This is a genomic window from Blautia sp. MB18-30 (assembly GCF_023669475.1).
In the GTDB taxonomy this organism is placed as follows: Bacteria; Bacillota; Clostridia; order Lachnospirales; family Lachnospiraceae; genus Blautia_A; species Blautia_A fusiformis.
Genome location: NZ_JAMOYY010000010.1, coordinates 1 through 17,875 on the forward strand (window position 1 = coordinate 1; position 17,875 = coordinate 17,875).

Sequence of the window (17,875 nt, forward strand, 5' to 3'; positions counted from 1 at the left end):
CGCCTGTCTGTTGGAGTTCGGTTTGCTTTTAAGATTCCCTCTCTGTCCCATCTCTGAAGCGTTTTTACAGAAACACCTAATAATTCAGCAAAATCTTTTGGTTTATAATTTGTGATATTTGATGTGTTCATAATATACCTCCATAAGTACATTTAAACACATTTAATATCTTTTTACAATATATTTAGTTACTTATATCATCCTCCTGCGCTTACCCAGCCGCCGAACAGTTCCGGTGCAAGGTCGATCTCACAGGCATCCAGTACATCTTTTAGCTGTGAAGGATTGCTGACACCGGTTACAGGCACAGTCTGGAATGGCTGATGAAAAAAGTACGCCAGGGACAGGGCCTGCAGGCTGTGGCCGGTTTCTTTCTGCAGCTTTAACAGCTTCTGATAGGTTCGAAGGTTTGTCTCGTTCCAGTAGGATCTTTTCATACTTTCTGAAAGACCTGTGATCTGTGTTTCCTTCTCCCGCATCCAGGATGCATCCACCTCTGCATCTGTACAGGAAAGCCCCATTTTCTGAAGTTTTGAAAAAAATCCCATTGCAGTGGAAGAAAACGGAACGGCAGCAGCGCCTGTCTCACAGTGCCACTGATATTCTTCTCTGGAAAACTCTACAAGTGTAGGATCCGGATTTGTATTTCCTCCGGGATTGATTCCTGCAAGACTCCACTGATTGGATACTGCTGTGATCCCTGAAAGATCTCGTTCTCTCAGACACTGCGCAATTTCTTTCAGCCTCTCTGTGCGGTAATTGGAAAATCCATAATAACGGATCCGGCCTTCTTTTTTCAATTCTTCCAGAATATCCACGATTTCCTCCACCGGTTTTTCTGGATCATCTCTGTGAAGCCAGTAAAAATCCATCTCATCTTTTCCCAGTGTGCGGCAGCTCTCATCCAGGTCCATGCGGATATCTTCTTTGTTCACTCTGCTGTGGCCCGGATCCTCAAAGGAATAGTGCGCGCCCTTCGTTGCCACAATAACTTTTCCCTGCATACCACTCTCTTTCAGCCATTTTCCTATGATCTGCTCACTGCAGTTTCCATGTCCTTTTAGCCATTTGCAATAGACATTTGCCGTATCAATAAAATTTCCACCTGCGCGTACAAATGCGTTCAGAATCTCAAAGCTTTTTTCCAGGTCTGATTTATCTCCAAATCCTGCTGTTCCGAGGCAGATAGGACTGATGTTCAGATCTGTATTGTTCAGCTGTATATATTTCATCTACGTAACCTCCCGTATTCATATATATCTTTTTCTATTATAACTTTTTTCCGTAGATCCGAACAGTATATTTCCCAACTATCCATATACTATGGCACAAAAAAATCCTCCGGCACATGCATGCCGGAGGATTTGATATTCCGTTATCTTAACAATATGATTTATTTGTAAAGTGGTCCATAGTTCTTGCAAGCGCGGAAGTCTGCACCCTCTTTTTCCATACCGAATGCGTTCCAAGCTGCCGGACGATAGATATCCTTCTCAGGAACGTTGTGCATGGATACCGGGATTCTCAGCATTGAGCACATTGTGATCAGGTCTGCACCGATGTGTCCGTAGGAGATCGCACCGTGGTTAGCACCCCAGTTGTTCATTACATCGTAAGCTGTTTTGAACGGTCCCTCTTTGCCATCGCATCTTGGAGCGAACCATGTACATGGCCATGTGTAATCTGTACGTTTCCAGAGCTTGTCAGATACCTCTTCCGGAAGGGCTACTGTCCATCCCTCTGCGATCTGAAGAACCGGTCCAAGTCCTTTTACAAGGTTCAGACGGATCATAGTTGCAGGCATCTGAGCACGTGTTTCATAACGGCTGGAGTATCCGCCTCCACGGAAGTATCCGTTGTCGGCCATACACCACTCTGTATTGTCCATGATTGCTTTCTGGTCTGCCTCTGTAACATCCCACCACTGTTTCATAACTGGTGTTCCGTCAGCCTCTTTAGCCTGTCCGTTAGCATCCAGACAAGCAGCACCGGAGTTGATCAGATGAAGGAATCCGCCAGCTTCTTTGGCAACACCCTCAAGGTCATATCCTGTAGCTTTCTTAACTGCCTCCGGGCTCCAGTATGTACGAACATCAGCGAAGATCTGAGCACGTCCTGTAAGAAGTTTCATGAACAGCATTCCAAGTCCGTTGAGAACATCGTTCTCTGTAGCAAGGATGTACGGCTCACGAGCGCCATTCCAGTCGAAGGATGTGTTCAGCATAGCCTCTGCGAAGTCACCGTTCGGATAGAAGTCTGTCCACTGTCTCTGGCCCTGGAATCCAGCTGCAAGAGCATTGTGTCCGATTGCTTCCTCGGAGAATTCCGGAGCAAGATTATCACAGCCGTTCATCAGCTCTTTGATGATAACTGCCATCTTAACAACAAACTCGAACTGCTCCTCTTTCTTCTCTGGTGAGAACTGAAGCTCTTCCGGGTTCTTGTCCCAGCCGATCTTGCAGGTCTCTTTTGCCCATTTGAGAGCTTTCTCAAACTCTTCGTGATCGTAGATACCCTCTGTCATACGACGGATGATCTCTACCTCATCAACAGACTCAACTCTCATTCCGAGATAGGACTCGATGAAATCAGAATCGATGATAGATCCGCCGATACCCATTGTTACAGAACCGATCTGCAGGTAGGATTTACCTCTCATGGATGCAGCTGCAACTGCTGCACGGCCGAATCTTAACAGTTTCTCTTTAACGTCTTCCGGAATGGATGTGTCGTCAGCTTCCTGAACGTCATGTCCGTAGATACCGAATGCCGGAAGACCCTTCTGTGCATGTGTAGCAAGAACGGATGCCAGATATACAGCACCAGGTCTCTCTGTTCCGTTGAATCCCCATACAGCCTTGATGGTCTGTGGATCCATATCCATGGTCTCAGCTCCGTAGCACCAGCATGGTGTAACTGTAAGAGTGATATCTACACCCTCTTTACGGAATTTATCCGCACATGCAGCGCTCTCACCAACACGTCCGATGGTGGTATCAGCAATAACAACTTTTACAGGCTCACCATTTGAATATTTCAGGTTCTCCTCGAAAAGCTTTGCTGCGGATTTGGCCATGTTCATAGTCTGATCTTCCAGAGATCCTCTTACATCGAGGGCTCCTCTACGTCCGTCGATGGTTGGTCTGATACCGATAACCGGATAGCTGCCTACTAATCTGCTCTTTGCCATAGTAACAATTACCTCCTAAATTTATATTCACTATTATAACTTACTGTTTTTTTACGTTCCAACAACTCCTGTCCGAACTATGCTTTTATTATACGATTGCATCTTTTAAATTACTTGTGTTATAATAGCAAAAAACAGTACAATATTCACTTTTTCATATGAGTTCCTAAAAAAACTATAAAATTTAAGAAAGAAGGGTTGTATTTTGCACGATCTTGGAAGAAATGAGGACAGACTTCGAGGTACCTATGAATTTCCTTTTGAATTCCACCACATTGACAGCAGCCATCCACGCTATGTCATGTCCTACCACTGGCATGTAGAATGTGAAATCATGCGTGTATTACAGGGCACTCTCACCGTCACTTTAGACGAAAAAAGTTTTACAGCAAAAGCCGGAGATGTGATTTTTGTCAATAGTGGAGTTCTGCATTCCGGAATTCCTCAGGATTGTATCTATCAGTGCATTGTTTTTGATATGAACATGTTTCTGAAATTTAATTCCGTCTGCACAGAATATATGCAGAAGATCAGCCACCAGGAGCTGCTGATCTATCACCATTTCACCGAAAAGCAGCCTGATATCCAGAGAGCGGTGAACTCTCTTTTTGATTCTTTCTGGCAGAAGAAGCCAGGATATGAGCTGGTTGTGTTTGGACAATTTTACCACTTTTTCGGATTGGTTTTTGGTAATCATTACTACCTGGAAAGCCTGCGGAAAACCAGACGAGATTACAAGCGCATTGTCCAGCTGAAGCAGGTCGTGGAATTTATTGAAAAGAACTATGCCAGCCCCATTACCCTGCAGGAGCTTTCCGCTTCGGTTTCCATGTCTCCCAAATATTTCTGCCGGTTCTTTTCCGAGATGACGCATCAGACACCAATGGATTACCTCAACCGCCAGCGGATCGAGCAGGCCTGCTGCCAGCTGGCTACCACCGATGATTCCATCACGGAGATTGCCTATCGGAATGGCTTTAATGATCTGAGCTACTTTATCCGTACCTTCAAAAAGTACAAGGGGATCACCCCCGGCAAATATAAAAGACGCTGAAATATTTTTCCACGTCTTAATGGCACATACCAGAGTATTACATGACAAAAAGCAGGATTTCGCACATATTGCGGATATCCTGCTTTTTGAGGAATTGGGCTGTTTTATGTAAATACAGCTTTTTCGGCCTGGTGGAGAACAGTCATGCCGGAACGGATTCCCGTTTTGCAGACGGGCTATGTTCATGTCTTTATGAATACATGCTACTCTTCTGTATGAGAAAAAAAGCCGGCAGGGCAGATTTTCTGCATGAAAAAGCCGACGCAGATCGTGAAGGAGCCTGATCTCTGTTCACGCAGTGACCAGCACCAGATTATGTCTTAATTGAAAGCGGATACGATCATCCACCTCACTGCTTGCTTCTGACCAACGGATATCTCACACAGTCGGTCCATCTACTCGAAGGGATTCCACTGCTGCATAGAACTCTGCTTGCGAAATGCCTGTACGCTGCACCGGAACATGCAGCAGAAATATGATACAGTTAAAAACGATCCGGCCGCACTATAGCCGCCGGATGTTTCCTGCTTGTCTTATTCTAACAAATGCCTCTTTAAAATGCAAGAAATTTCAGAACATTTCGCTCTTCATTTTCCGACGGCAAAAGTCTCTTTCCTACAGATTTTTCACCGCGTCTATAAACCTTTTTCCGTATTTTTCGTACTTGTGCCTGCCGACTCCTGTCACATTCAGCATTTCCTCCTCGTTTCCGGGCTTCAGAATGCACATATGGATAAGGGTTTTGTCGGAAAAGACCATATAAGGGGGGATTTTTTCCTCTCTGGCGATCTCCAGGCGAAGAGCACGGAGCTTCTGAAAAAGGGGCTCATCCTGTTCTCCCAGCTCCCCGACTGCAGATTTCGGAAGTCTGCTCCGTTTCTCTTTTTTCTTCGTCTCCAGCTCTTTTGACATTTTCATTGTGAGGATATGCTCCTCCTCCAGAAATGACCTGGAAGCGGCAGTCAGCTTCACAATCGTATATCCGTCATCCGTCAGATGAAGATATTCCTTCAGTACCAGATAATTAAAGATCTGCCGCAGCCGGTGTGCCGGAATCTTTGCACAGACTCCATATTCCGGATTTCCATCCATCTCATACTGCCGGATTTTCGCCGTAGATGCGCCGCGCAGAGTATCCAGGATCACGTTCACTCCGTATCTCTGACCACTGCTTTCCACGCACCGGATCATTGCCCTGGCCTCCTGGCTCACATCCTGCTCTTCAAACTCGGTCTGGCAGTTCAGGCAGTTTCCGCAGTAGCTTTTTCCGTATTCCCCAAAATATTTTAGGATGTACTCACGCAGACAATCATGGGTAAAGCAGTAAAAGGTCATCTGCTTCAGCCTCTCCTGATCACGCTCCCGGACAAGGCGCCAGGCTGCCGCTTCCATTTCCTGGTTATCCTGTCCTCTCTCAATAAGATACTGATTGGTAACCACATCCTTCCCGCTGTAAAGCAGGATACATTCCGCAGGATCGCCGTCACGGCCCGCACGGCCTGCTTCCTGATAATAGCCTTCCATGTTCTTCGGCATATTATAATGAATGACATAACGCACATCGGACTTGTCGATTCCCATTCCAAATGCATTGGTGGCTACCATCACACGACAGCGGTCATAAATAAAATCATCCTGATTGTTCCGGCGTTCCTCATCGGAAAGTCCTGCATGATATCTGGTGGCCGTGATGCCGTCACGGATCAGCTTTCCGCAGACCTCCTCCACCAGCTTCCTGGTGAGACAGTAGATGATCCCACTGTCGTCCGGATGCTCCAGTATGTAATCGTGTACTTCCTTATATTTATCTTTCGGTGTTTTCACTGCAAAATAAAGGTTTTCCCGGTCAAATCCTGTGGTTGTGCAAAAGGGATCCTGAAGCCCCAGAAGTCTTGCAATATCCTCCCTGACCTCCTTCGTGGCTGTAGCTGTAAATGCACCGATCACCGGTCTTTTTGGAAGCTGTGCCACAAACTCTGCGATCTTCAGATAGCTTGGCCGAAAATCCTGTCCCCACTGTGATACACAGTGTGACTCATCCACTGCGATCATGGAAATATCCGCGCTCAGCGCAAAATCCAAAAACGCCTCTGTGGTAAGCCTCTCCGGTGCTACATAGATGATCGGATATCGTCCTGCCTTTGCATAGCGCAAGGCTGTGAAATACTGCCCCTGCGTCAGAGAGCTGTTGAGGTATGCTGCTGAGATGCCGACCTGGTTCAGGCTTCTCACCTGATCCTTCATAAGGGAGATCAACGGTGATATTACCAGTGTGATCCCCTTCATCATCAGTGCCGGTACCTGATAGCAGATTGATTTTCCTGCGCCGGTTGGCATCACTGCCAGAACATCTTTTCCTGCAAGAAGCGCGTCGATCACCGCTTCCTGCCCTTCTCTGAATGTATCATACCCGAAGTGGGTCTTTAAAAGTTCCTGTTTCGTCATAAATCGACATGATCCTTTCTGTTACGTTCCCACCGGAACTGTAACGCTTCTCTTTTTCATTGTCGAATCGCTGCTGTTTTCCGAATATTTTATTTTAACATATTTACAGATAAATTGCCAATTGATACAAAAAAATCACAAAGCACTTCCTCCCTGGTTTCCTGTTATAATGATATAAGAGAAAGAGTCTGTTTATACTGTTCCGCAGCAGAGGACCATGAATTCATGGAGTACCCGGGCCTCTGTTCAGTAACAGCCGGTATGCTCATAAAAAAAGGAGGTTTGTTATGTGTAAAAGAAAAATAAAAACCATCGAAGCAATTTTTTTCCTGTTTCTTTTTTCCGTTATTGTGCTCCTGTTTCCCCAGGATGCCCACGCCAGAGTCCGGGTCGTGACCAAAGGAACCACTTCCACTATCCGTGATACCGACGGTGTGATCGAAGATGAGTCTTCAGACATTAATTTCCCGATCAACATCAAAAATGCAAACTGCCAAAAACGGATCTATGCCGTGACAGTCCGTGTAAGCTTTTATTCACCCAAGGGAGTCATCCCAAAAAGTACCACATTTTCCATCGATGGGATCAATGTAGTTAAGCTAAGCACTTCAAATTATACACCGCTGGCATACAAGGAAACCTTTTTCACCTACGATGACAACATAGAGGATGGCTACCTGGAGTTCGATTTCGGCAATAAAAAATGTCCGGTACCGGTAGACTGTGACTATGAGGTTACCATCAAACAGGCTGTTCCGGAAATTTTTATCACCAACAACAATTATCTGAACCAGAGCATACGAACCGGAAAAACCACTTCCATCGGAATCGAGATTTCTGATCCCTACGTAAAAACCATCAGCAAATCAAAATTCAAGGTTACTTCTTCCAACAGCTCTGTTCTCAAGGTACAAAGTATCACTCAAGATTCCAAAAAACGCAGCCGTTTCACAGTTACCCTGAAGGGTATGAAAGCCGGATCCGCAAAGATCACTTTATCCTATCCAAAGGCCACAGCCTGTAAGCTGACCGGAAAAGTAACCTCGTCTTCAAAAACCGTAGCAACCTTCCGCGCTTCCAAAACTACACTCAAGGTTGGTTCCAAGGTCAGCATGCGTTCCCTTATCAATCTGAAGGGCGGTACCAGTCTGACCATCAAAAATGCAAACTCCAGCAAGCCTTCCGTACTTGCCATTTCCGGAAACTATCTTGTTCCAAAGAAAAAAGGGTCAGCCACGGTTACCGCAAATTTAAACGGTGTCAATCGTAAGATCACTATTACCGTATCCGCACCGGCCGCCAAACCTACCGTCAAAAATCTGAAGATCAGTGTTGCCGGTATCAAGTATGGTCCCAATGACATGAAGACCTATTATACCTTAAAATTCACCAATACTTCTGCGAAAACCGTCACCACCGCAAAAGTAAAGATCACCACCGGTTCCGGTATCTATGACCAGATGTACTGGACCAAGAACCTGACACTGAACCTGAAGCCCGGAAAAACCATGACAAAAACCTATTTCATCCAGAACATGGTCCAGGCACCGGAAAAAAGTGATATTTCCGTTAAATGTCTGAAGATTAGCTGGAAGTAAATAATTCAAAAGGGACGTGCCGCAGTATTGATTTAAAAATCATCACTGCAACACGTCCCTTTTATTTATTCTCTCTGAGCTGTCTATACGTTTTGTTTTTATCCTGTATCCTACAGTACCTCATTCAGTACCTGCAGTCCATACTCTGCAAGGCTGTTATCCTCTTCGCCGGTACCGCCGCTGATACCGAGACCGCCGATGATGGTGTCTCCAACCTTCAGGGGTACACCGCCTCCGAATATCACAATATTATCGCTCATTTTTCCAAGGCCATAAAAGGTCTGGCCCGGTTGTGTCAATCTGGAAAGCTCCATGGTGGACATCTTCACTGCAACCGATGTATAGGCCTTCTTCAAAGCCACCTCAAAGCTTACAAGAAAAGATCCATCCATCACATGAACCGCAACCGGATTTCCATCCGGGCTGCATATCGCAATTACGGAAGGCTTGTTTCTTCTCAAAGCTTCCTGCTCGATCTTCTCAATAAGCCTCTTGGCAGAATCCAATGTGATACGACCCTGGATACCCATACGCTTCAGCACTTCCTGGATCATCGCCGTGTTTGCTGCTATACTGTCATTCTGTGCCATTTCCGTATTTCCTCCCGCTGCTGTCGTCACAGTCCCATTCTGCACATCAAAAGCCTGTACATCCCTTTTCCGCACCATCTGCGAATCCTGTGCTCTTACATCCACCTCCGATGTACCCGCTGCAACATCCGCACTACTTCCAACAGTTCCTACAGCCTCTGCCCCAACATTAGCTACAATCCCAGCAGTTTCTGCTTTCACAGATTCCTGAACACTTTCAGAAATATCTGTCTTCTTCTCTTCAATCTTCGCTGCATCCACATACCTTGCCAACACATAAAAATAATCCGACAATCGGTTCATATATTTCTTGGCTCCGGTATCCGATCCAAACTTCACACTGACCAGCGCAAGCTCTCTCTCAGCCCTCCGCGCCACAGCTCTTGTCACATCAATCTCAGCCGCAACTCGGGAATCCCCCGGAAGAATCGGAAGCCTCTCTCCGGAAAAAATCTCTTTCATCCGGCCAATCTCCTCCTCCAGAAGCTCCGTCCGGTCTTCACTGACCTTAAATTCCCGATTATAAGGATCAGAAACCCCATCTATGATCTTCTTCAAAGTCTCCGAGATCTTCTCCAGCATCCGGACAACATCCACATCATCAATCAGAACCCGCACAAGCCCAATATGACTCATCAGCTCCTCAACTGACCCCATCAGACAAATCCGATCATCCGACTTTGAAACATTCTTCGTATGGGAAAGATCCGTCATCCCCTTATCACCATACCCGGTATAAACCTCCATCCCAGCTCAACCTCCCAGCAATTCCTGATAAATAATCCCACCCATATCAGACCAATTTTACAATCCTCGAAATGCTACGCATACCACAATCATCCCGGCAAACCAGGCGCGGCGTCCACAAACGCGCCCACGTATTCCACGCAAACGTAAACACACACCACAACCATCCCGGCAAACCAGGCGCAGTGTCCACAAACGCGTCCACGTATTCCACGCAAACGTAACCCACACCACAACCATCCCAGCAAACCAGGCGCGGCGTTCACAAACGCGCCAGCCTCCGCCAAAACGTCACACATTCAAGGCGCCCACGGCGCCCCATCGGCACAACGTTCAACCCGGAACAACCGCAGCATACAGGCACAAGTCAATACCCTTCCGCCTGCCACAGTCAAGCACTCTAAAAAAAGCCCGAGGGGTGTGCAGAGGGGCCGCGGCTTTGCGGCCCCTTTGCGGTTTTCATCTTTTATCAAAAAGACCAAAGTTTAGTATAAATCTTAACAATATCCTCTTTCTTCGGTACACGCGGATTTGCCGCTGTGCAGGCATCCGCAAGTGCCATATCCGCCATCTTATCAACCGCCGCAAAATAAGCATCCGGTGTGATCGTCTTCATCTCTTCGATGGTAAGCGGGATATTCATCTCTTTCTGCATAAACTGGATCCAGTTTACAAGAGATCTTACGCTCATAACTTCGTTATAATTGCTCAGTCCAAGAAGATGTGCAATATTGGAATATCTCTTTACTGCCGGAAGATATTCTTTCTGGCTTCTGCTGCGTTTGTTGATATTTGCATTATATTCAACAATATGCGGCAACAACATCGCATTAGCTCTTCCGTGAGGAATATGGAAAATAGCACCCAGCTGATGAGCCATACTGTGAGTAATTCCAAGACCTGCTGCATTGAAGGAAAGTCCTGCCAGACAGGACGCTACATGCATCTTCTGTCTTGCATGCATATCATTACCGTCAACATATGCACGATAAAGATATACGCCACAGATCTCGATTGCTTTCTCTGCAAGTGCAGATGTAAACTCATTATGGTTGATGCTGACATAAGACTCAATTGCATGAGTCAGAACATCCATACCTGTATCTGCTGTAATCGCAGGCGGAACACTACGTACAAGCTCCGCATCCAGAATTGCCTCATCAGCGGTCAGGCTGTCTGAGATCAGCGGATACTTCACATGTGCTTCTGTATCATTTACAACTGCAAAAGAAGTAACCTCGGAACCGGTACCACTTGTTGTAGGAATGGCAACCAGTCCGACTTTTCCGTAATTGTTGATCTTCAGGGCAAACTCACGGATTGCCTTGGAGGAGTCGATGGCAGAACCACCACCTACTGCAACAATAGCTTCCGGCTGATACTGAAGGAATTTCTTAACTCCTTCGGCAATTTTTCCAACCGGTGCATCCGGAACAACATCACAGAAAATATCAAATTCTTTTCCACCTGCCTGAAGCGGTTTTGTGATCATATCGATCATTCCGCTTTTTACAACAAACGGGTCTGTGATAACAAGGACTCTTTTGTATGGAATTTCTTTCAGTCTTCCCAGGGCATCAGCTCCAAAATGGATGGCTGTTTTCATTTCAAATGTATTCATAGAAACTGCTCCCTCTCGTCATACCGGAACACAGGTCTCTTTTGTCTGCCTGTGGCCGAATAAAGTAAAGCGGATCTCCGCATTCCGCATACACTGCATGCTCATGAACACAATCGTTTTCCGATATATGTTCAATCTATTTCGGGTAGATGCATTCGATCTTATGCGCGCTGAAATGCTTCAGCCACTTTTCAGACGGTTTTTTGTCTGTGATGACCGTCTCGATATCCCGCAGCTGTCCTGCCACGGAAAAAGCAGTCTGATCAAATTTCGTGCTGTCTACCACCAGAATACGCATTTTTCCGGAATTGATCATGGCTTTTTTGGTTGTTCCAAAGGCTTCTTTGGATTCCATGATCCCCATATCCTCGTTTAATGCCTTACAGGAAAAGATCACCTTGTCCACATAATAAGAACGGATCACTTCTTCGGTTCTGGCACCAAGAAATGCAAGATACCCTTCCTTCATCACTCCACCGGTGGAAATAATATTCCAGCCGGATACATCCGAGAGCTCCAGAAGGATCTCCATAGAATTGGTAACAACGGTGAGACGTTCTTTTTCTTTCAGCGCCTTGGCCACAAAAACTGCCGTTGTGCTGGCATCCAGAAAAATGTGATCTCCGTCATTCACCATGGAAGCAGCAATCTCCGCCATTTTCTGCTTTCCCTGTACATTCTGGTTTTTACGAACATTAAATGGTAAATCAATACCGACATCTTCGTTGATCACCGCACCGCCATAACTCTTTGTGGCAAGTCCCTCTTTTTCCAGCTTGTCCAGATCACGGCGGATGGTTTCTTCTGAGACACTGTAAAGCTGGCTTAGTTCACTTACAACAACCCTTTTCTCTTCCTGTAATTTCTCGAGAATCAGATTTCTTCTCTCTAATGCTAGCATAAGATGCCTCCTTTTCAGATGTCATTGCAGGGATACCCTTCAAAAGGATATCCCTCAGATATAAAGACAATATTAAAGGATCGTATCGATCATTCTCTTGTCCGGATGAGCGATCACTGAGGAATCCATGTACATTCCTTTTTCAGCTACCAGCTCTTTTGCTCTTTCGATAGAAGCCTCTACTGCAGAAACCTCGCCGGTAAGGAGCATGTAAGATTTACCGCACATACCCTTGGCGATACGAAGCTCGATCAGATCAACGATAGCTGTCTTAGCTGCCTGATCTGCTGCCTCGATGATAGATGCTGCATCATAGGTCTCAAGAATTCCCAGGGCACTGATCTCCTCGACCTGTGTGGTTCCGTAGATTGCCGGGAAAATAGACTCATGTGGATTGCCCAGTACAAAACTGTCAATACATTTGTCCTCGTATGTTGTTACAGCTGTGTCTACAGCAGCTTTTACTGCGCTTAAATCTCCGGTGATAATTGCAATATATTTTCCCGGACATACTGTCTGCGCCTCCACGATCTCTACTTCAGATGTCTTAACCATGGCATCTGCTGCAGTGATACCAGCTGGTGTGGTTTTAAACTCAATCATTCCGATTGCTCTACTCATTTTGTGCACGTCCTTTCTAATTTCTTGCAATTACAACATGACGGTCTGTCACTTCTGTAACCTTACCGCTGATGGTTGCATGGATTCCGACACTTAATCCCTGTGCAGGCTGTGCGATCATCTGGCCTTCTGTTACCATATCGCCTACATTTACGATTGCCTGTGCCGGTGCACCGATATGCTGGCTTAAGAGAACCTTTACCTTCGATACGTTTACAAGTTCTTCCTGAAGCGGTGCATCCTTGTCATATTTGGTAAGTCCCAGACGTGCCATCAGACGCTCCTCAGGAACCTTGCGGTATTCTCTGGACTCCTGAACCGGCTTCGGCTGAACACCCTGAGGTGGTCTGATCCCTGCCTTACGAAGTCCGCCCTTCATATCTGCAAGCAGTGTTCTCGGAGCCAGGCTCTGCGGACACGCATACATCTCGCAGACACCACAGGAGCTGCAGAATGCAGAATTGATATAAGGATTTACATTTCTGAAATCCTGATTAGATGCTGCCATCATGAACATTGCCGGATCGATTGGGTGTCCCAGATTATGTCTCGGGCAAAGATCTGTACATGTATGGCAGTGGCAGCAAATCGATGCTGCTCTCTTCAGATCTATAGAAGAAGTCCGCTGCTTCTTCATGACAATAACATGGTCCTTTGGAAGAACCAGGATTGCATTCGTTGTTTTTGTAACCGGGTCTGAACCATTTCCGATACGTCCCATCATCGGGCCGCCAACAAAATATACAGGATCCTTTACAGTTGTACCGCCTGCCTGGGCAACAACCTCTTCCAGTGTACATCCCAACGGAACCTTCACTGTAACAGGGTTCTCAACCTCAGCAACAACGGAAACATATTTACATGTGACCGGTTTATGTTCTTCTACCGCGCGGTATACATTGTAGAGAGTCTCTACATTAAATACGGCTACTCCCTGCTCGATCGGCAGTCCTCCGGGCCGTACCACACGTCCGGTTGCCTCATAAATAAGAACAACCTCATCACCCATCGGATAAACCTCATCCAGAAGATGGATCTTAACCCTCGGGAATTCTTCAATATGCTGATTTAAAGCATTGATCGTCTGTACATAAGACTTTTTGATTCCGATAATGGCCTGTGAAGCTCCTACCGTCTCCGCAACCATATCGAATGTTTTCATGATCTCGTATGCGTGCTTCTCCAACAACTGTCTGTGAAGTTTCAGTAATGGTTCGCACTCTGCACAGTTCATAAGAATGGTATCCGCTTTGTCTGTCAGTTTCATGTATGTAGGGAAACCTGCTCCACCTGCTCCGACAACACCATTCTCCTGCATAATTTTCTGTAATTCTTTGATATCCATGGCGTTACTCCAATCCTGCACCGTCGTCTACGATACCGACGATGGCGGCATCTACCGGTGCTGTTTCTACGCCGCAGCCAATTCTTGCTGCGCTTCCTTGTGCCACCAATACATATTCGCCGATTCCCGCACCGATGATATCAATAGCGACAATCTGGCTGTGCTCGGCTTTCATATGATGCACCGGCTCCACGATCATGAATTTATTTCCTATGAGTTTTTCACTTTTTCGTGTGGAAACAATACTTCCAACTACTTTGCCTACGATCATATGAGCCTCCGTTTTCTCTATATCCTCCTTTTGGGATGCCGTTTTCAGGCATCCCAAAAGGAGGAATATTATTTGATTATGGTAACTGTATTGCCTGTGGCAATTCTTGCTGCATTTGCTTCATCTGTATCAATATGCATTTCCAATGTAAAGCTGTCATCTACACGGATCTTAACCTGATTAAAGATCGTTCCGCGCTCATTGTCAGCTTTTACGGAAACAATATCGCCATCATGTACACCCGCAGCCTGGGCATCTTTCGGAGCCATGTGAATGTGACGCATAGCCACAATACATCCCTCTTTCAGATAAATGGCACCTTTTGGTCCAACGATCGCGATCGGTGCACTTCCTGCAAGATCACCGGACATACGTACCGGAACCTTCATTCCCAGCTTGATCGCATCTGTTGCTGAAACCTCAACCTGTGATTTACTGCGGACAGGTCCGAGGATTCTTACATTCTCGATCGCACGGAGCTTCAGTCCTACGATGGTAACTGTTTCGTTGGATGCAAACTGTCCGCCCATCAGATCTTTTTTCTTGGTAAGCTGATAGCCTTCTCCGAACAGTGCCTCCACATGCTCCTGTGTCAGGTGAATATGTCTTGCAGAAACTCCGATAGGTACAACAAAACCATTGCCCTTGTCTTCGTTTTTGTTGATCGCATCGATCACCATTTTTGTGATCATTTCAATATTATTCGTTTCCAAGAGTACACCTGCTTTCTTTCGGTTTCATAACTGAATTTAACTCAAAACGCACCGGCCCGAACCCTTAATGGCCCTTGGGCCGGTGCATCTTGGAACTAATCAGTTGGATTATTTAAGAACCGGAAGGATTTTCTCAACGTCTGTATGAGGTCTCGGAATTACGTGTGTAGCTACAAGCTCTCCAAGTCTGGATGCTGCTGCGCTTCCGCTCTCTACTGCAGATTTAACTGCTCCTACGTCTCCACGAACCATAACAGTTACAAGACCGGATCCGATCTTCTCTGTTCCTACAAGTGCAACGTTAGCTGCCTTGCACATCTGGTCAGCTGCCTCGATAGCTGCTGTAAGTCCTCTTGTCTCAACCATTCCTAATGCTTCCTGTGTCATGATTATATCCTCCTTATGGATTGTTGCTTCATTGTGTTTTTCTGTTTACTTCTGACTTTTTTGGTGCAGCAGCTTTATTTTTTGCTGCTGTTTTTGCTTGCCAGTGCTTCTTCCGGATTTTCCTGCTGTTTCTTTTTCCACCGGCTTGCACTCAGCTCAACCAGTTTGACGATTTCCTCGTGAGGATTGGCAATTACCGCATAGCTGGCAGGTTTTTTGATTGCCTGCTCCACTGCTGCATTGACAGCTGCTGTAACTGCTGATACATCGCCTTGTACGATCAGGGTCACCAGTCGTCCGCCCAGCTTACGCTCCCATGACGCCAGTTCAACGTCTGCCGTTTTGCACATGATGTCCAGGGCATTGATCGCCGCTACAACACCAGTGATTTCTATAAATCCATATGATTTTCCCATGAGCGAACTCCTTAATTAATTTCTGTTCCTCTCAAAGCCTGAAATCAGAGCTTCGGAAGAATTTTCTCTACGTCTGTATGAGGTCTCGGGATTACGTGTGTAGCTACGAGCTCTCCAAGTCTGGATGCTGCTGCGCTTCCGCTCTCTACTGCTGCTTTTACAGCGCCTACGTCTCCACGAACCATAACAGTTACAAGACCGGAACCGATCTTCTCTGTTCCTACAAGTGCAACCTCTGCTGCTTTTGTCATTGCATCTGCTGCCTCGATTGCAGCTGTGAGGCCTCTTGTCTCAACCATTCCTAATGCTTCCTGTGCCATGATTCTATCCTCCTGAATCTTATCTTCGTTACATTTTATCATATATGATTCCGCCACTTTTGTAAAGTGAACTTCGGAATCCTCTTAATCTTTATCCAGGGCGCTGATTTTCAGCATTTTCTGTGTACCTGGTTCCGGGTTGGGGATTATGTAATGCTGTACCACGCCTGTCATGCTCTCTGCAACTTTCATGCCGGCTTCTACCGCTGCCGTGACATCTGACACGCTTCCGCGGTACTTGATGCAGACAAGAAGCGGTACTGGCAGGCTGTCCGCATTCGCCGGTTTATTCTTATCGAATACCTCCAGGTGGACATTTGCAGCCTTGCACCCGGCGTCAGCTGCCACAAAGGCTGTTGCAAGTCCGAAGACCTCAAGAATTCCTACAGCTTCTGCCATGTTGCTTCTCCTTTCCCGTTAAGGTTATTTATTAACAATCGCGATCTTAAGACCTGTCATTGCCAGGTTTGTCTCAAGTGCCTCGTTGATCTCCTCAAGCGGGAACTTGTGTGTGATCAGCTCAGACATTGGAAGTCCGATTGCTTTTGCTCTCTTAAGGAAATCAAATGTTGTTGCATAGTCTCTGAGGTTGTATACCCAGGAACCAACAAGGTTGATCTCTTTGGAGCAGAGGTCGAAGTGCGGGTTGATGGTAGCGTCTCCACCGTTGATGAAGAAACCAAGCTCGCAAAGACCGCCGCCGTTGCGGATAAATTTGTAGATGTTGGAGTGTGCATGAGGATTTCCAGTACACTGGAAAGCGAAATCTGCAAGATGTCCGCCCTGCGCCTCTTTCACAGCCTCAGTAAGTGCCTCAATGCCCTTGAAGTTCATGAAGTTAACGGTTGTGTTTGCTCCCATTCTCTTGGCAAACTCAAGACGTTTCTCATTTCCGTCTACTGCACAGATATTATGAACGCCCATTGTATGGAGAACTGCGATGCAGATAAGACCGATCGGTCCGCACCCCTGAACAACAACTCTGCTGTTGAATTTCAGGATTCCTGTTGTTTTTGCTCTCTCTACAGCATGTACAAGTACTGCACATGGCTCGATGAGGATACGGGAATCAAGATCCAGGTCACTTACATTAAAGAATGTGGAACCGAATTTTCCGCCTCTGATGAAGATGTAATCAGCGAACCAGCCGTTGAATTTAACGTCGTCATCCGGAAGAAGTCCATATACGTCAGCGCCGCCTACGTTCTTCTTGTTAAGGTCGAACATTGTGATTTCCGGATCATCTTTGAAGATCATACAGGTAACGATCTTGTCGCCGACTTTAACCGGTTTACCAGCTGTATCAACTTTAACGTTTTTACCCATTTTTACGATCTCACCGGTTCCCTCATGTCCGAGAACTACTGGGATAAGACCAAACGGGTCATTTTTGTACTCATGAGCATCTGTTCCGCAGACGCCGCAGCCCTCAACTTTAACGAGGATGTCGTCGTCACCAACTTCCGGAAGATCATACTCCTGAAGCTCAAAATGTTTCTTCTCTGTCATCATTGCTACTCTTGCTTTTTTCGGAATTGTGTTTCCTGCCGGAGCAGCCGGAGCGCTTGTTGCAGCAGCTGCTGCAGGAGCGTTTCCTGTCATGCCGGAGAGAACCTGTTTAACGATTTCTTCGATATTTACATTGTTCATATCCAT

Annotated in this window: 18 protein-coding genes; 2 read left to right on the top strand and 16 right to left on the bottom strand. The window is 46.2% G+C overall.

The window, feature by feature from the left end:
- The 3 genes from NCY57_RS06295 to NCY57_RS06305 form a co-directional block, all read right to left on the bottom strand.
- Positions 1 to 116 (bottom strand): MerR family DNA-binding transcriptional regulator (locus tag NCY57_RS06295; RefSeq protein ID WP_250789575.1); only part of this gene is annotated, 116 nt, incomplete at its 3' end.
- 81 nt (positions 117 to 197) lie between these two features.
- Positions 198 to 1,232 (bottom strand): aldo/keto reductase, encoded by a 1,035-nt coding sequence (locus NCY57_RS06300; protein ID WP_250789567.1) that lies wholly within the window; start codon positions 1,230 to 1,232, stop codon positions 198 to 200.
- 161 nt (positions 1,233 to 1,393) lie between these two features.
- On the bottom strand, positions 1,394 to 3,190 hold the full coding sequence (locus NCY57_RS06305) for an L-fucose isomerase (RefSeq protein ID WP_015525941.1): 1,797 nt from the start codon (positions 3,188 to 3,190) through the stop codon (positions 1,394 to 1,396).
- A gap of 205 nt (positions 3,191 to 3,395) precedes the next feature.
- On the opposite strand from NCY57_RS06305, the gene NCY57_RS06310 reads away from it, so the two are divergent.
- A complete protein-coding gene (locus NCY57_RS06310; RefSeq protein ID WP_173739765.1) occupies positions 3,396 to 4,244 on the top strand; it encodes an AraC family transcriptional regulator in 849 nt (282 codons plus the stop codon).
- A 615-nt stretch (positions 4,245 to 4,859) separates the two neighbouring features.
- Here NCY57_RS06310 and recQ read toward each other — a convergent pair.
- Positions 4,860 to 6,689: a DNA helicase RecQ gene (gene recQ / locus NCY57_RS06315; protein WP_173776131.1), complete on the bottom strand. Its 1,830-nt coding sequence runs from the start codon at positions 6,687 to 6,689 to the stop codon at positions 4,860 to 4,862.
- A 287-nt stretch (positions 6,690 to 6,976) separates the two neighbouring features.
- On the opposite strand from recQ, the gene NCY57_RS06320 reads away from it, so the two are divergent.
- A complete protein-coding gene (locus NCY57_RS06320) occupies positions 6,977 to 8,287 on the top strand; it encodes a hypothetical protein (protein ID WP_250789568.1) in 1,311 nt (436 codons plus the stop codon).
- A gap of 110 nt (positions 8,288 to 8,397) precedes the next feature.
- Here the strand turns inward: NCY57_RS06320 and NCY57_RS06325 are convergent, their stop codons facing one another.
- From NCY57_RS06325 to NCY57_RS06380, 12 genes are all read right to left on the bottom strand, one after another.
- Positions 8,398 to 9,624, bottom strand: a complete 1,227-nt coding sequence (locus tag NCY57_RS06325; protein ID WP_250789569.1) for a cob(I)yrinic acid a,c-diamide adenosyltransferase — start codon at positions 9,622 to 9,624, stop codon at positions 8,398 to 8,400.
- Positions 9,625 to 10,093: 469 nt separating this feature from the next.
- Positions 10,094 to 11,245 carry a 1-propanol dehydrogenase PduQ gene (locus tag NCY57_RS06330; RefSeq protein ID WP_118062683.1) on the bottom strand — a complete coding sequence of 384 codons (1,152 nt, stop codon included), beginning with the start codon at positions 11,243 to 11,245 and terminating at the stop codon, positions 10,094 to 10,096.
- Positions 11,246 to 11,381: 136 nt separating this feature from the next.
- Positions 11,382 to 12,146, bottom strand: a complete 765-nt coding sequence (locus tag NCY57_RS06335; RefSeq protein WP_092070138.1) for a DeoR/GlpR family DNA-binding transcription regulator — start codon at positions 12,144 to 12,146, stop codon at positions 11,382 to 11,384.
- A gap of 72 nt (positions 12,147 to 12,218) precedes the next feature.
- Positions 12,219 to 12,767 carry a BMC domain-containing protein gene (locus tag NCY57_RS06340; RefSeq protein WP_015525948.1) on the bottom strand — a complete coding sequence of 183 codons (549 nt, stop codon included), beginning with the start codon at positions 12,765 to 12,767 and terminating at the stop codon, positions 12,219 to 12,221.
- A gap of 16 nt (positions 12,768 to 12,783) precedes the next feature.
- A complete protein-coding gene (locus tag NCY57_RS06345; protein WP_015525949.1) occupies positions 12,784 to 14,112 on the bottom strand; it encodes a 4Fe-4S dicluster domain-containing protein in 1,329 nt (442 codons plus the stop codon).
- 4 nt (positions 14,113 to 14,116) lie between these two features.
- Positions 14,117 to 14,383, bottom strand: coding sequence for a EutN/CcmL family microcompartment protein (locus tag NCY57_RS06350; protein WP_015525950.1), 267 nt, complete (start codon positions 14,381 to 14,383; stop codon positions 14,117 to 14,119).
- 68 nt (positions 14,384 to 14,451) lie between these two features.
- Positions 14,452 to 15,063, bottom strand: a complete 612-nt coding sequence (locus tag NCY57_RS06355; protein ID WP_370816971.1) for a phosphate propanoyltransferase — start codon at positions 15,061 to 15,063, stop codon at positions 14,452 to 14,454.
- Between the two features lie 141 nt (positions 15,064 to 15,204).
- Positions 15,205 to 15,483, bottom strand: a complete 279-nt coding sequence (locus NCY57_RS06360; protein ID WP_005427721.1) for a BMC domain-containing protein — start codon at positions 15,481 to 15,483, stop codon at positions 15,205 to 15,207.
- Between the two features lie 74 nt (positions 15,484 to 15,557).
- On the bottom strand, positions 15,558 to 15,899 hold the full coding sequence (locus NCY57_RS06365; protein WP_114002790.1) for a BMC domain-containing protein: 342 nt from the start codon (positions 15,897 to 15,899) through the stop codon (positions 15,558 to 15,560).
- A 44-nt stretch (positions 15,900 to 15,943) separates the two neighbouring features.
- The gene (gene pduA / locus NCY57_RS06370; RefSeq protein WP_015525952.1) at positions 15,944 to 16,219 is read right to left on the bottom strand and encodes a propanediol utilization microcompartment protein PduA; all 276 of its coding nucleotides are present in this window, start codon (positions 16,217 to 16,219) and stop codon (positions 15,944 to 15,946) included.
- A gap of 84 nt (positions 16,220 to 16,303) precedes the next feature.
- Positions 16,304 to 16,618 carry a BMC domain-containing protein gene (locus NCY57_RS06375; RefSeq protein ID WP_015525953.1) on the bottom strand — a complete coding sequence of 105 codons (315 nt, stop codon included), beginning with the start codon at positions 16,616 to 16,618 and terminating at the stop codon, positions 16,304 to 16,306.
- Between the two features lie 24 nt (positions 16,619 to 16,642).
- Positions 16,643 to 17,875, bottom strand: a complete 1,233-nt coding sequence (locus NCY57_RS06380) for a zinc-binding dehydrogenase (RefSeq protein WP_015525954.1) — start codon at positions 17,873 to 17,875, stop codon at positions 16,643 to 16,645.

Excerpts from the sequence above, each read along its gene's own strand:
- NCY57_RS06300 (WP_250789567.1), bottom strand. The coding sequence starts at position 1,232 with ATGAAATATATACAGCTGAACAATACAGATCTGAACATCAGTCCTATC.
- NCY57_RS06305 (WP_015525941.1), bottom strand. The coding sequence starts at position 3,190 with ATGGCAAAGAGCAGATTAGTAGGCAGCTATCCGGTTATCGGTATCAGA.
- recQ (WP_173776131.1), bottom strand. The coding sequence starts at position 6,689 with ATGACGAAACAGGAACTTTTAAAGACCCACTTCGGGTATGATACATTC.
- NCY57_RS06320 (WP_250789568.1), top strand. The coding sequence starts at position 6,977 with ATGTGTAAAAGAAAAATAAAAACCATCGAAGCAATTTTTTTCCTGTTT.
- NCY57_RS06325 (WP_250789569.1), bottom strand. The coding sequence starts at position 9,624 with ATGGAGGTTTATACCGGGTATGGTGATAAGGGGATGACGGATCTTTCC.
- NCY57_RS06330 (WP_118062683.1), bottom strand. The coding sequence starts at position 11,245 with ATGAATACATTTGAAATGAAAACAGCCATCCATTTTGGAGCTGATGCC.
- NCY57_RS06335 (WP_092070138.1), bottom strand. The coding sequence starts at position 12,146 with ATGCTAGCATTAGAGAGAAGAAATCTGATTCTCGAGAAATTACAGGAA.
- NCY57_RS06340 (WP_015525948.1), bottom strand. The coding sequence starts at position 12,767 with ATGAGTAGAGCAATCGGAATGATTGAGTTTAAAACCACACCAGCTGGT.
- NCY57_RS06345 (WP_015525949.1), bottom strand. The coding sequence starts at position 14,112 with ATGGATATCAAAGAATTACAGAAAATTATGCAGGAGAATGGTGTTGTC.
- NCY57_RS06350 (WP_015525950.1), bottom strand. The coding sequence starts at position 14,383 with ATGATCGTAGGCAAAGTAGTTGGAAGTATTGTTTCCACACGAAAAAGT.
- NCY57_RS06355 (WP_370816971.1), bottom strand. The coding sequence starts at position 15,063 with ATGGTGATCGATGCGATCAACAAAAACGAAGACAAGGGCAATGGTTTT.
- NCY57_RS06360 (WP_005427721.1), bottom strand. The coding sequence starts at position 15,483 with ATGACACAGGAAGCATTAGGAATGGTTGAGACAAGAGGACTTACAGCA.
- NCY57_RS06365 (WP_114002790.1), bottom strand. The coding sequence starts at position 15,899 with ATGGGAAAATCATATGGATTTATAGAAATCACTGGTGTTGTAGCGGCG.
- pduA (WP_015525952.1), bottom strand. The coding sequence starts at position 16,219 with ATGGCACAGGAAGCATTAGGAATGGTTGAGACAAGAGGCCTCACAGCT.
- NCY57_RS06375 (WP_015525953.1), bottom strand. The coding sequence starts at position 16,618 with ATGGCAGAAGCTGTAGGAATTCTTGAGGTCTTCGGACTTGCAACAGCC.
- NCY57_RS06380 (WP_015525954.1), bottom strand. The coding sequence starts at position 17,875 with ATGGATATGAACAATGTAAATATCGAAGAAATCGTTAAACAGGTTCTC.